This is a genomic window from Caulobacter sp. GW456-12-1-14-TSB4 (genome assembly GCF_059424195.1).
Genome location: NZ_JBWKZF010000021.1, coordinates 15,954 through 29,011, shown reverse-complemented (window position 1 = coordinate 29,011; position 13,058 = coordinate 15,954). Strand labels below are relative to the sequence as shown.

10 protein-coding genes are annotated in these 13,058 nt (G+C 66.6%); 3 read left to right on the top strand and 7 right to left on the bottom strand.

The annotated features are described in order from the left end of the window. Positions 1-22: 22 nt before the first annotated feature. Positions 23-1,900: a M10 family metallopeptidase C-terminal domain-containing protein gene (locus AC07YH_RS18415; protein WP_494748407.1), complete on the bottom strand. Its 1,878-nt coding sequence runs from the start codon at positions 1,898-1,900 to the stop codon at positions 23-25. A 71-nt stretch (positions 1,901-1,971) separates the two neighbouring features. Continuing rightward, positions 1,972-2,880 carry an AraC family transcriptional regulator gene (locus AC07YH_RS18410; RefSeq protein WP_494748406.1) on the bottom strand — a complete coding sequence of 303 codons (909 nt, stop codon included), beginning with the start codon at positions 2,878-2,880 and terminating at the stop codon, positions 1,972-1,974. A gap of 195 nt (positions 2,881-3,075) precedes the next feature. Here AC07YH_RS18410 and AC07YH_RS18405 point away from each other — a divergent pair, with 195 nt between their 5' ends. Both AC07YH_RS18405 and AC07YH_RS18400 read left to right on the top strand, forming a co-directional pair. After that, positions 3,076-4,119: an NAD(P)-dependent alcohol dehydrogenase gene (locus AC07YH_RS18405; RefSeq protein WP_494748405.1), complete on the top strand. Its 1,044-nt coding sequence runs from the start codon at positions 3,076-3,078 to the stop codon at positions 4,117-4,119. Positions 4,120-4,220: 101 nt separating this feature from the next. Further along, positions 4,221-4,610, top strand: a complete 390-nt coding sequence (locus tag AC07YH_RS18400; RefSeq protein ID WP_494748404.1) for a response regulator transcription factor — start codon at positions 4,221-4,223, stop codon at positions 4,608-4,610. Here AC07YH_RS18400 and AC07YH_RS18395 read toward each other — a convergent pair. The 5 genes from AC07YH_RS18395 to AC07YH_RS18375 form a co-directional block, all read right to left on the bottom strand. Then, on the bottom strand, positions 4,607-5,131 hold the full coding sequence (locus AC07YH_RS18395; RefSeq protein ID WP_494748403.1) for a hypothetical protein: 525 nt from the start codon (positions 5,129-5,131) through the stop codon (positions 4,607-4,609). The genes AC07YH_RS18400 and AC07YH_RS18395 overlap by 4 nt on opposite strands. Before the next feature lie 83 nt (positions 5,132-5,214). Further along, the gene (locus AC07YH_RS18390) at positions 5,215-5,754 is read right to left on the bottom strand and encodes a hypothetical protein (protein ID WP_494748402.1); all 540 of its coding nucleotides are present in this window, start codon (positions 5,752-5,754) and stop codon (positions 5,215-5,217) included. Between the two features lie 107 nt (positions 5,755-5,861). Continuing rightward, entirely contained in the window at positions 5,862-7,295 is a 1,434-nt protein-coding gene (locus AC07YH_RS18385) for a putative Ig domain-containing protein (protein WP_494748401.1), read from the bottom strand. A 152-nt stretch (positions 7,296-7,447) separates the two neighbouring features. Continuing rightward, complete coding sequence (argJ, locus tag AC07YH_RS18380) at positions 7,448-8,929, bottom strand: bifunctional glutamate N-acetyltransferase/amino-acid acetyltransferase ArgJ (RefSeq protein ID WP_494748400.1); 1,482 nt, start codon at positions 8,927-8,929, stop codon at positions 7,448-7,450. Positions 8,930-8,939: 10 nt separating this feature from the next. Beyond that, entirely contained in the window at positions 8,940-9,905 is a 966-nt protein-coding gene (locus AC07YH_RS18375) for a peptidylprolyl isomerase (protein ID WP_494748399.1), read from the bottom strand. Positions 9,906-10,204: 299 nt separating this feature from the next. On the opposite strand from AC07YH_RS18375, the gene secA reads away from it, so the two are divergent. After that, positions 10,205-12,973, top strand: coding sequence for a preprotein translocase subunit SecA (gene secA / locus AC07YH_RS18370; RefSeq protein ID WP_494748398.1), 2,769 nt, complete (start codon positions 10,205-10,207; stop codon positions 12,971-12,973). Positions 12,974-13,058 lie beyond the last annotated feature (85 nt).

Genomic DNA, 13,058 nt, shown 5'->3' with positions numbered 1-13,058 from the left:
TCCGGGCGGAGACAAGCCTGGCTTAAGCGCCGCCGAAGACGAAGTCGGTCTTGTAGTAGCCGTTCGCCGGATCGAGGATGTTGACCGCGAACGGGGCCGAACCGTCGGAGAGGTCGGTCAGCCAGGCGTCGTTGGACTTGGCCAGCACGCCGACGTCCTCGGTCGCGGCGGCCGCCAGCAGGAACCCGACCATCGCCGCCTTGGTCCCGATGCCCCCGGGGCCGTCCCCGCCATAGTAGGCGAGGTAGTCGACCCGGGTGTCGATTATGGCATGGGCCTTGGCGTCGCTGGGCGTCGCGCCGAAGATCGCCTTGTAGGCTTCCTTGGTCGCGTCGATCAGGCTGAGCGATCCATACTTGGCCGCGAAGCTGTCTTTGGCCTCGCCGTTCTTGCCCAGATTGACGGCGAAGTTGATGTAGCGGTTCACGGTGTCGAACTTGGCGTAGTAGGCGCTGTTGAGGTTCGTCGCGTTCGGGCCCGTCGGCGAGACCAGGAAGTCGATCCCGCCCTGGCTGGGAACCTTGCCCGTGAAGAACTGGTAGTTCATCGACGCCACCGAGGTCGTGGCGGCGGCGGCCGCGACGATGGCGGAGACGGCCGCGGCGTCGGACGCGCCGGCATAGACCTTCAGCTGCAGATCGGAGGCAAAGCCCGCATGGACGCCGGCGGCGCTGCCCGCCCGCAGGATCGAGGAGAAGGCCGTCTCCAGCTTCTGGGACAGGCTGACGGACAGCGCCACGCTCTTGTCGGCGAAGCGCAGGATCTCGATGTTCTGAAGCGTGTCGACGCCATCACGGCCGGCGCGCGTGTCCCGGACGATCCACTTGCCGTCCGCGCCCTTCTGCCAGGTGTAGTCGCTGGAGACGCCCCTGAAGATCGCCGTATCGACCCCGTCGCGGCCATCCAGGACGTCGTCGCCGCCCATGCCCGTCAGCTCATTGGCGACGCTGTTGCCCGAGATGACGTCGTTGGCGGCCCCGCCGATCGCGTTCTCGATGATCGTCCCGAAGGCGATCGAGACGTTGTTGGTCCAGGTGAAGAGGGTGTTGGCGTTGCCGCCCCCCAGCCACACGTTCCAGTCGACCAGCGGATACAGGGCTTTGTAGTAGCTGGTCTGGTCCTCGGCTGAGTACTGCCCGATGCTCGAGAACGAGCCCGGCTCCAGATCGATCGTCGATGGCCGCGTGTTAGCGGACGCGTCGATCGTGTCCGTACCGGACGCATCGTAGATCACCTTGCCGAGCGTGGTCGGCGCGTTCAGCGCATAGACCGTGTCACCCTTGCCGGTTTCCGGATCGCCCCCGTACAGCGTCTGCAGGACGAGGACGTCGTACAGCATCGGCTCGCCGGCCTTGATGTACTCGAGCGACGGCTGCCCCTGAGCCGAGACCGTCAGGACGTAGCGCACGATGGAATTGCCCATGAGGGAGTAGGGCCACGACCGGAATTCCTTCGGCAGGATGGTTGTGTCGTAGGGATGCACGATGCCCAGGGCATGTCCCAGCTCGTGGAGCACCAGCTCGTAGTTCACGCCGTTGCGCGTATCGATCCAGAGGTCGCCATCCACGGCGCCCGTTCCCGGATAATAGGCCCATCCCGCCGCGCCCGAGCCGGCGCTGCTCGTCACCGCTGCGCGGATATCCGCGATCGCGCCAGGGTCCTGGACCTCCTTGAAACTCAGCGCGATGAACTTGTCGTAGGCGGCCAGCGCCGCGCGGAACATGTCGGCTTCGGCGGCGGAGAAGGCCTTGAACTCCGGCCGAAAGGGTTCAGACCCCGGAGAATAGCCCGTCCAGTCGCTCGCGGACGTCGGGAAGCCGTAGGTGACGACCGATTGTTTCCAACCACCCCAATAGGCGGTCATCGCGGTCAAGATGTCCTGTTTCGTCGGTGTCGCCATGCCCGCCCCTACGCTGTACTTGGAATCAACCTTAGATGAGCCCTGCGACAACCTTCAATAGCGGATGGGTTCTACTCCGCCGCGATCGGCGCCCTGAGCGCTTCCAGGTCCCGCGCCGGGGGCAGGCCGTACAGCCGACGGTATTCGCGGCTGAACTGCGAGGGGCTCTGGTAGCCGACGGCGAAGCCGGCCGCGCCGACGTCCAGGCCATCGACCAGCATCAGACGGCGGGCCTCATACAGCCGCAGCTGCTTCTGGTACTGCATCGGCGTCATGCTGGTGACGGCCTTGAAGTGATGGTGCAGCGAGCTCTCGCTCATGCCCACGTGGTCGGCCAGGACCTCGATGCGCAAGGTGGCGGCGAAGTGCTCGCGCAGCCAGGCGACGGCGCGGGTGACGCGGTGGCCCTGCCCCTCGGCCATGGCGATGTGCAGCAGGCGCGCGCCGCACGGCCCGCTCAGCAGGTGATAGAGGATCTCCTGCTCGATCAGCGGGGCCAGGGCCGCCACGTCGCGCGGACGATCCAGCAGGCGCAGCAAGCGCAGCGTGGCGTCCAACAGCGCGGGCGCGGCCTTGGTGACCGCGACGCCGCGCACCCCGTCGCTCGGGGCGGCGGTCTCGGGCGGCAGCCGGCCCATCAGCTCGGCCAGCCGGGCCGGATTGATCTCGACCCCGACGCAGAAGTGAGGCTCGGCCTCCGAGGCATGGGTGATGCGCGAGGTCATCGGCATGTCCAGCGCCACCAGCAGGCAGTCGCCGACGCCGTAGTGCAGCTCCTCCTCGCCCAGCTTCACGCACTTGCGGCCTTGGGCCACCAGCCAGAACGACGGCTTCTGGTGGGCGTGCAGCGGCTGGGTGGGCGAGGTGCGCTTGATGATGAACAGGCCCTCGATCGAAGACTCGATCGCGTCCTCCGTGGCGTAACGGGCGACGATCCCGGCGATCTCGGCATAGACGTCAGCGGAGGCAGAGTCGCTCAAGGGCTTGGTTTCCAAGGCTTTCAGACCACCAGACCTCTACGCCTCCGCGCGCGAGGCGCAAACCGTTCTCACGGCCTTTTGCAGGATCGTGCATGAGCTTTGCAGGATCGGCATAACGCCGCTCCGTCTCGGCGTGGCAAATCTCCGGCCGTTCGATCCTCCCCGATCGTCCCCCACATTCAAGGACACATCCGAATGGCCACCGCTAAAGGTTATGCGGCGCCCGCCGCTGGCGCGCCCCTGGCTCCGTTCAGCTTCGAACGCCGCGAGCCCAACGCCGACGACGTCGTCATCGCGATCAAGTACTGCGGCGTCTGCCACTCCGACATCCACATGGTCGACAACGGCTGGGGCCAGAGCGTCTACCCGATCGTCCCCGGTCACGAAGTCGCCGGCGTGGTCACCGCCGTCGGCGCCAACGTCACGAAGTTCAAGGAAGGCGACCCTGTCGGCGTCGGCTGTTTCGTCGACAGCTGCGTCACCTGCAAGGAAGCCCGCGACCTGGATCGCGAGCAGTACCAGCCGGGTCTCGTCCTGACCTACAGCGGCTTCGAGCCGGGTTCGGACACCCCGACCTATGGCGGCTATTCCGACCACATGGTGGTCAAGGAAGACTACGTCCTGTTGATCCCCGGCAACCTGGCCCTGGACGCCGCCGCCCCGCTGCTGTGCGCCGGCATCACGCTGTACTCGCCGCTGCGCCACTGGAACGCCGGACCCGGCAAGAAGGTCGCGATCCTGGGCATGGGTGGTCTGGGCCACATGGGCGTCAAGCTGGCCCACGCCATGGGCGCGGAAGTCACCGTGCTGAGCCAGACCCTGTCCAAGCAGGCCGACGGCCTGGCGATGGGCGCGGATCACTACTACGCCACCAGCGACGCGAAGACCTTCGAGACCCTGGCCGGTGAATTCGATCTGCTGATCTGCACCGTCTCGGCCGGCATCGACTGGGGGTCGTACCTGAACCTCTTGAAGGTCGACGGGACCATGGTCCTGGTCGGCGCGCCGGAAGAGCCCGTGCCGCTGAACGCCTTCGCCCTGATCCCCGGTCGCCGCACCCTGGCCGGCTCGATGATCGGCTCGATCAAGGAGACCCAGGAGATGCTGGACTTCTGCGGCGAGCACAACATCGTCGCCGACATCGAGGTCATCTCGATCGACCAGATCAACGACGCCTACAAGCGCATGGCCAAGAGCGACGTGCGGTATCGGTTCGTGGTCGATATGAGCACGCTCTAGCGAGCTTGACGCGAAGCCCGCCCCGGGCGCCAGCCTGGGGCGAAGCGCTTTGACAGCGGCGACTCCGCATCCGACCGTCGGGTCGATTCGGAGTCGTCGTCATGCCTGAAGCCAAGCCGCAGCCCCACGTGTTCGTCGTCGACGACGACCCGGTGCTGCTGGCCTTCCTGGAAGCCGCCCTGGCCCGCAGCGGCTATGTGGTCGAGAGCTTTCCCGATGCGCCCGCGGCCCTGGTCCGCGCGAGCGATCACGCCCCGGCGCTGTGGATGGTGGATGTCCGCATGCCCGGCGTCGATGGCGTGGCCCTGCTCAAGCAGCTGCGCGCCTCGCCCGACCATCGCGACGCGCCGGTGATCATGCTGACCGGCAGCGGACGCCTGGATCGGGTGCTGGAGGCCATGGCCGCAGGAGCCAATGACTACATGGCCAAGCCGTTCTCGCCGCAGGAATTGCTGGAGAAGGCCCACGCCTGGCTGAAGCCGGCGGCTTAGAACCGCGTCTTGCAGCCCTGCTTCAGGTGCACGCCGCGCAGGAAGCCGCGCCGTGCGAGACCCGCATCGACCACCGCGTTCATGTGACGGTCGGCCGGAGCCGCGCCGGTCACTTCGCGGACCAGGCCTCGGAACGGGATGATGCTGTTGATGATGGTCTTGCCGCCGGCCTCGGCCAGCTTGCCCTTGCGGTTCTCGGTGTATTCGTTGCCGACCACGTAGTCGGCGCCCAGCACCGCGTTCAGCGCCTTGACCTCATTGGCCAGCGCCACGCAGGTCTTCAGGCCCTTGATGCTGTAGGGGTCGGCGAAGGCCTTCTCCAGGATCGGCGGGATTTCGCGCTTGGACGCACCGATGTCGCGGGCCGGCTGGCTGCCGATATCGACGGCCTTCTTCTTGGCCTCGCCCCAGCGGCCGCCCGGCTCGTCGGGCTTCACGGGCGGCTTGAGCTGGGCATGGGCGGCGGGCGCGATCGCCAGGGCGACCACCGCTCCGATCATGACAAACAGCTTCCGAGACATCGCAACGCCCTCCACGCGAGTAAACACCGATCAGGAACGACAAGCGTGACCGCCGGTTCCCTGGGACCGCAGGAGCGCTCAGCCTAGTTCGGCGGGGTGGCCGCTTCCAGGTCAAAGGCCGCGTCGAACGCGTCCTCATTGGGCACCACGCCGCCCAGGGCAGCCTCGAACAACTCTTCCAGGGCGTCCCAGATGAAGGTCTGCTGTTCCAGCACGGCCGGGACCTTGGCGGGATCGAAGCCCGGATAGAGGTCCTCGACCAGCCACAGGCCGGTCTCGATGTCGTAGCCGAAGCGGCAGCCGATCATGCGGAACTGGGCCTTGGCCACCGTCTCGAACAGGGCCGTCAGGTCGCGGGCCTCGTCCAGGTCCTCGGGGGCCAGCACCAAGCAGCGCACCTGCAGCCAGCCGTGGTCGGGCAGCAGGTAGAACGCGCCCTCCTCCTCGCCGCCGGACACCTCCAGGCCGCGATCGATCGCCTCGACCACATAGCCGGCGTCGCGGCAGGCCTTGGTCAGGTCGGCCAGCAGGGCGGCTTCCTGGTCGGGGGTGAGGTCGGTCATGGGAGAGGCTCCGCGCTTGAAATCGCCATGCCCGGCCCGGGACTCGCCCGAACCAGACATGGCGACTGCGTATATAGCGCGTCAGGCCGAGCCGTCCGCCCCTAACCTTACGCGTTCTGGCCTCACGCGTTCTGGCCTCACGCGTTCTGGCCTCACGCGTCCTGGCATCAGCCGTAGACGTACTGCTCCTTGCCGTAGACGCCGACCAGGCTGACGGCGAAGTTGGCGCCGTCCGCCAGATCGAACAGGAAGGCGTCGTTCGAGCGGGCGTACATGCCGACGTCGGCCTTGACCGCCTCGGCCAGCAGCCAGCCGGCCATCGCCGCCTTGGTGCCGATGCCGTTCGGGCCGTCGCCGCCATAGCTGGCGAAATAGTCGACGCGCGTGTCGATCAGGGTGTGGATCTTCTCGTCGCTCGGCGCGCGCCCGAAGATCGTCTTGTAGGCCTCGCGGGTCGCGTCGAACAGCGAGAGCGAGCCGTAGGTCGCGGCGAACGCGTCCTTGCCCTCACCGTACTTGCCCAGGTTGGTCGCGAAGTTGATGTAGCGGTTTTCCAGATTGAAGTTCTGGTAGTAGGCGCTGTTGAGGTTGTTGGTGTTAGGCCCGGTCGGCGACACCAGATAGTCCATGCCCGACTGGCCAGGAATCTTTCCGGTGAAGAATTGATAGCTCAGCGTCGCCACGCTGGTGCTGTAGTCGGCGGCGTAGAGGATGGCGCTGACGCCGGCGTTCATCGTGGCCTTGCCGCTGGTGACATCGGCGACCAGTTGCTTGAAGGCCGTGTTGTCGGCGCTCGGCGCGGTGCGCAGGATGTTCGTATAGGCGGCCGTCAGGACCGACAGCGCGTCGATCGGCGCGCTCGGCGTCGCGAGCCGGATGGGCGAGCCCGAGGAAGCCAGCCCCGTCTCGTCCCGGGCGAACAGCACGATTTCGATGTCCGGCGTACCGCCCGGCGCGACGCCCGAGAAGGCGCCCGTGACGCTGTCCAGCTTCAGCCAGGACGGCAGTTCATCCCCGGTCTTTGTGACCGCGAAATAGGACAGCTTGGCGTTCGCATCGGCGTCGGTGAAGGCGCCGGCCGGCAGGGTGTAGGTGAACGGCGCTCCCTCGGTCCACAGGATCGAGGTCGGCACGGCCTTGGCTTGCGGCGCATTCATCGTCAGCGTCCCGCTCAGCCGGGCGACGACGTCCAGCAGGTACGACGAATTCGGCGTCGCTTGCCGCCAGCCGGCCTCGATATAGTAGACGCCGGTATAAGGAGCCGGGATGCCGAAGGCCGCGTCCTCCTCGTAGCTCGTGCCCTGGATGACGAGCGTGTTCGGATCGTTGGCTTCGTCATTCACGCCCAGGACGTTGCCGAACTGATCGTAGAAGGTCATCTCCTTCGGATCGAGGGTCGACAGCGACAGGATATCGTACAGGCCGCCCGCGATCAGGTTGACCTTGAACAGCGTCCCCGTCGGCGCCTGGTAGCCGAACACCTCCGCCAGAGCGTCGACGCCAGGCTGCGAGTAGTAGGGATTGAACTTGAGTTCTTTCGCGGCAGCCATCGCGGCGGCGGTCAGCTTGGGCGCCGTCGTAACGGTCGTATAAGGCAGCACTTGGTATTCCCCCCTTCAAGCTCGCTCGAGACACCTGAGCGTGCGAATATGGAGGGGACACAACCACATGGGAGCCAAGGCCGGCAAGACGGTTTGGCAGGCTCTTCGGGTTCGCGCCGCTCAGTCCCGGGGAGCGGCGGCGCGACCTTGTCCTAGCTGCGGTAGTCGCCGTTGATGGCCACGTATTGTTTGGTCAGGTCGCAGGTCCAGACCGTGGCCGAGCCCTTGCCGACGCCGACGTCGACGCTGACCTCGAACTCCTGGTTCTTGACGTAGGCGCTCATCTTGGCCTCGTCGTATTCGGCCGAGATCAGGCCGTCGCGGGCGGCGTAGAAGTCGCCGAACTTGACGCTGATCTTCTCGCGGGCGACCGGCTCGTCGGCGCGGCCCACGGCCATGACGATGCGGCCCCAGTTGGCGTCCTCGCCGGCGAAGGCGGTCTTGACCAGCGGGCTCTCGGCGATGGTGCGGGCGATCTTGCGGGCCGAGGCGTGGCTTTCGGCGCCGTTGACGGTGATCTTGACGAACTTGGTGGCGCCCTCGCCGTCCTTGACCAGTTGCAGGGCCAGGTCCAGCAGCACGGCTTCCAGCTTGTCGCGGAAGTCGGCCAGGCGCTTGTCGCCGGCGCGGTGGATCTTGGGCGCGCCCGACTGGCCGGTGGCGAACAGCAGCAGGGTGTCGTTGGTCGAGCGGTCGCCGTCCACCGTCACGCAGTTGAAGGTCGTGCGGGTGTAGAGGCTGACCAGGGTCTGCAGCGCGGCAGGCGCGATCGCCGCGTCGGTGGCCACGAAGGCCAGCATGGTGGCCATGTCGGGCGCGATCATGCCCGAGCCCTTGGCGATGCCGGCGATCTTCACTTCCACGCCGTCGATCAGGGCGGTGGCGAACGCGCCCTTGGGGAAGGTGTCGGTGGTCATGATCGCCCGGCCGGCCTCGGCCCAGGCGTCGGCCTTCAGGCGGGCTTCGACTTCCGGCAGGCGGGCGGTGATCTTGGCGTCGTCCAGGATGACGCCGATGACGCCGGTCGAGGCCATCATCACGTCGCGCTGGCGGCAGTCCAGGCGCTTGCCCACGGCCGTGGCCACGCGGCGCACGGCGTCGGCGCCGGGGCGGCCGGTGAAGCTGTTGGCGCAGCCGGCGTTGACCACCAGGGCGCGGACGTCCGCCCCGCCCGTGGCGGCCAGCTGGCGCTTGCACCAGTCGACGGGCGCCGAGCCGACGCCGTGACGGGTGAAGACGCCGGCCGCCGAGGTCCCCTCGGCGAAGCTCATCAGCAGCAGATCTTCGCGCTCGTGCTTGTAGAAGCCCGCGCGGCCGGTGGCGATCTCGACGCCAGCGATCGGCGGGATGACCGGGAACGGCACGGCCAGGGGCGAGACGGCCAAGCCGGGCTTGCCCGCGCCGGTCGAGGTCGGCTTGGAGGGCGTTGGGGCGGCCGGCGCCGGCGCGACTTCGCCGGCCGACTTCTGGGCGCGACGCAGGCCGGCGCGCTTCAGGGCCGAGGTCAACGGATCGACCAGGGCGCGCTCGATCGCGGCGCCGGCGGCGGCCACCGGATTGGACGTGGACGTGGGCGCGGCTTCAGGAGCCTTCGCGGCCGTGGTCTTGCCCGAAGTCTTTGGAGTTTTGGTCATGGGGCCGCTCTTACTTCTTAGCGGGTTGGGCAGGGGGCGGAGCCGAAGCCGGCGCGCCGGCCGGCGGTTCGGGCGGGGCCGAGGCCGGCTCCTGGGCGCCAGCGGCGCCGGAAACGTCCTGGGGCTTGCCGATCAGCATCTCGACCTTGGCCGAGCCGCGCAGCTTCTCGAGGATGTCGCGCACCTGGTCATAGGTCAGGAAGCGCACGATCTGCGGCCGAGCGGCCTCCAGCGTGATCGGCTCCTCGGTGCGCTTGTCCTCGACCTTGACGATGACCCAGCCGCCCTCGGCCGCGAACGGACCGACCAGCGCGCCCTTGGCGGCGTCCTTCAGGGCCACGCCATAGGGTTCGGGCATCACGTCCAGGGTGAAGTAGCCGAGATCGCCGCCGTTGAAGCGGGTGGCCTGGTCGGTCGAGCGCTCCATGGCCAGGGCGTCGAACGAGGCGCCGGTGCCGAGCAGCTTCTTGATGCTGTCGGCCTCGGCCTGGGTGCCGACGATGATCTGCCGGGCGCGGATCTCTTCCGAGCGCTTCGAAAGCTTCTGCTGCTCGGCATAGAGCTTGCGGATGGCGTCCTCGGTGACGGCCTTCTCGACCACGCCCTCGACCAGGCGGTCGCCCAGCACCCGCTCGCGCTGGGCGGCCAGGCGGCGCTGGACGATGGCGTCCTTGTCCAGCTTGCGCTTGACGGCTTCCGCGGCCAACAGCTTCTGGTCGATGACCTCGTCGAGGCGCTGACGGAAGACCTCGCTGGAGATATCCAACGGCTCGCCCTCGCTGATCAACCCTTGCGCCACGGCCTCGCGCTTGACGTCTGACGCCCAGATCACCTGGCCGTTGACGCGCGCCACGGCGGTGTCGCCCGGCTCCGGCGGCTTGTCGGCGACCTTGTTCTGGCCGCACGCCGCCACCAGCAGGGCGCAGGTCACGGCGGTGATCAAAGTTGCGAGGCGGAAAGTGGTCTTCAAGGCCAAGATCTCCGGCTTTGTTGCAGACGGCTCTAGCGTGCTTTTTCGCGGAGTGGAAACGGCTTCGCCATCGAAAGCGTTCGGCCTTGCGAAAACTGAGGCAGGACGGCCACTAAGCGGCCCGAAAGCCTTAGTTGCGCCAGGGTCTTCGCGTTGACACCAAGAAGGCCGGTGCTTAAGTCTCCGGCCGCGCGGGAAGAACGGATTTATCCGTTGATCCGGCGTGACTTCATCTACCGTAGTCGAGGCCGCACAGCCTTAGCGCCGGCCTCCTCGTCAAAACCGTGCCACCGGATTCCCCCTGCATGCTTGGTCTCGCCAAAAAGCTCTTCGGCTCTTCCAACGAACGCAAGGTCAAGACCTTCCAAGCGCGGGTCGTCAAGATCAATGCGCTGGAGGCCGAATACGCGGCCCTGTCGGACGAGGCCCTGACGGCCAAGACCGCCGAGTTCAAGGACCGCCTGGCCAAGGGCCAGACGCTGGACGACATCCTGAACGAAGCCTTCGCCGTGGTGCGCGAGGCCTCCAAGCGCGTGCTGGGCATGCGCCACTTCGACGTCCAGATGGTCGGCGGCATGGTGCTGCACTTCTCGGGCATCTCGGAAATGCGCACGGGTGAAGGCAAGACCCTGGTCGCCACCCTGCCCACCTATCTGAACGCCCTGGAAGGCAAGGGCGTCCACGTCATCACCGTCAACGACTACCTGGCCAGCCGCGACGCCGACTGGATGGGCCAGATCTACAACTTCCTGGGCCTGTCGTATGGCGTCATCGTCAACGGCCTCAGCCAGGGTGAGCGTCAGCGCGCCTATCGCAGCGACATCACCTACGGCACCAACAACGAATTCGGCTTCGACTACCTGCGCGACAACCTCGTCTACAGCGTCGAGGAAATGGTCCAGCGCGGCCACAACTTCGTCATCGTCGACGAAGTGGACTCGATCCTGATCGACGAAGCCCGCACGCCGCTGATCATCTCGGGCCCGACCGAGGATCGCAGCGAGTTCTACAAGACGATCGACGTGCTGGTGAAGCAGCTGATCCTCGACAAGGGCACGTACGACCACGACGAGAAGCAGAAGCAGGTCATCCTGACGGAAGACGGCCAGGAGAAGATCGAAGAGATCCTGATGTCGGGCGGCCACCTGGCCGAGGACTCGGCGGGTCTCTATGACGCGGCCAACGTCTCGGTGGTGCACCACGTCAACCAGGCCCTGCGCGCCAACGTGCTGTACACGCGCGACAAGGACTACATCGTCAAGGGCGGCGAAGTGGTCCTGATCGACGAGTTCACCGGCCGCATGATGACCGGCCGCCGCCTGTCGGAAGGCCTGCACCAGGCCATCGAGGCCAAGGAAGGCGCCGACATCCAGCCCGAGAACCAGACCCTGGCCTCGGTGACCATCCAGAACTACTTCCGCCTCTACACCAAGCTGTCGGGCATGACCGGCACGGCGTCGACCGAGGCTCAGGAATTCGACGACATCTACAAGATGAGCGTCTCGGAAATCCCGACCAACCGCGTCATCAAGCGCATCGACGACGATGACGAGGTCTATCGCACCGAGCGCGAGAAGAACGAGGCCATCCTCAAGCAGATCGCCGACTGCCACGTGCGCGGCCAGCCGATCCTGGTCGGCACCGTGTCGATCGAGAAGTCGGAAGAGCTGTCCAAGCTGCTGGCCACCTTCAGCTTCGAGAACGACGGCAAGAAGCAGAAGGGCATCCCGCACCAGGTGCTGAACGCCCGCTTCCACGAACAGGAAGCCGGCATCGTCGCCGACGCCGGTTTCCCGGGCGCGGTGACCATCGCCACCAACATGGCCGGCCGCGGCACCGACATCCAGCTGGGCGGCAATCTCGACATGCGCATGGCCACTTGGCGCCAGCAGCAGAAGGGCATGGGCCTGGCGATCAGCCATGAGGACGAGGCCATCGAGCGCGCCCGCGTCGAGGCCGACATCTCCGAGTCCAAGGAAAAGGCCCTGGCCGCCGGCGGCCTGTTCGTGCTGGGCACCGAGCGCCACGAAAGCCGCCGCATCGACAACCAGCTGCGCGGCCGCACCGGCCGTCAGGGCGACCCGGGTCGTTCGAAGTTCTTCCTGTCGTGCGAGGACGATCTCCTCCGCATCTTCGCCGGCGAGCGCCTGGACGCGATCATGCGCACCTTCGGCGTCCAGGAAGGCGAGGCGATCACCCACAAGTGGCTGAACAACGCCATCGCCACGGCCCAGAAGCGCGTCGAACAGCGCAACTACGAGATCCGCAAGAACCTCCTGAAGTACGACGACGTCGTCAACGACCAGCGCAAGGCCGTGTTCGAGCAGCGCCAGGAGTTCATGGAGTCGACCGACCTCTCGGACATCATCCATGAGATGCGTCAGGACACGATCGACGACCTGATCGCCCGTCACCTGCCGCCCAAGGCCTATGCCGAGCAGTGGGACGTCGAGGGCCTGAAGGAACGCGTCCAGTCGATCCTGGGCCTGGACCTGCCGATCGAGACGTGGGCCGCCGAGGAAGGCATCGCCGACGAAGAGATCAAGGATCGCATCCAGAAGGCCGCCGACGCCTACGCCGCCGAGCGCGAGACGATCATCACGCCCGACCAGATGCGTTCGGTCGAGAAGAACTTCCTGCTGCAGATGATCGATCTGCAGTGGCGCGAACACCTGATGCACCTGGACCACCTGCGCAACGTCATCGGCCTGCGCGGCTACGGCCAGCGTGATCCGCTGAACGAGTACAAGACCGAGGCCTTCTCGCTGTTCGAGAAGCTGCTGGGAGATCTTCGCACCAACACCACCCGCTGGCTGATGACGGTCGAGATCGCCTATGCCGAACCGGAGACGCCGCATTCGTCGCTGGAGAACCTGGTCGAGGTCCACCTCGACCCGCTGACCGGCGAAAACGCCGCCGTCGCCGGCGCGATCCCCGACGGCCTGTCGCCGCAACAACGCCAGGCCCTGCCGATCTCGTCCCTGCCGGAAGAATGGGAGCGCACCAACCGCAACGCCCCCTGCCCCTGTGGCTCGGGCAAGAAGTTCAAGCAGTGCCACGGCTCGCTGGTGTGAGTCTGAGCTGAGTTTTGAGTTTGAGCGCCCGCCCTGGGAAACCGGGGCGGGCGTTTTCTTTGCTAAATTCTTGTCATCCCGGAAG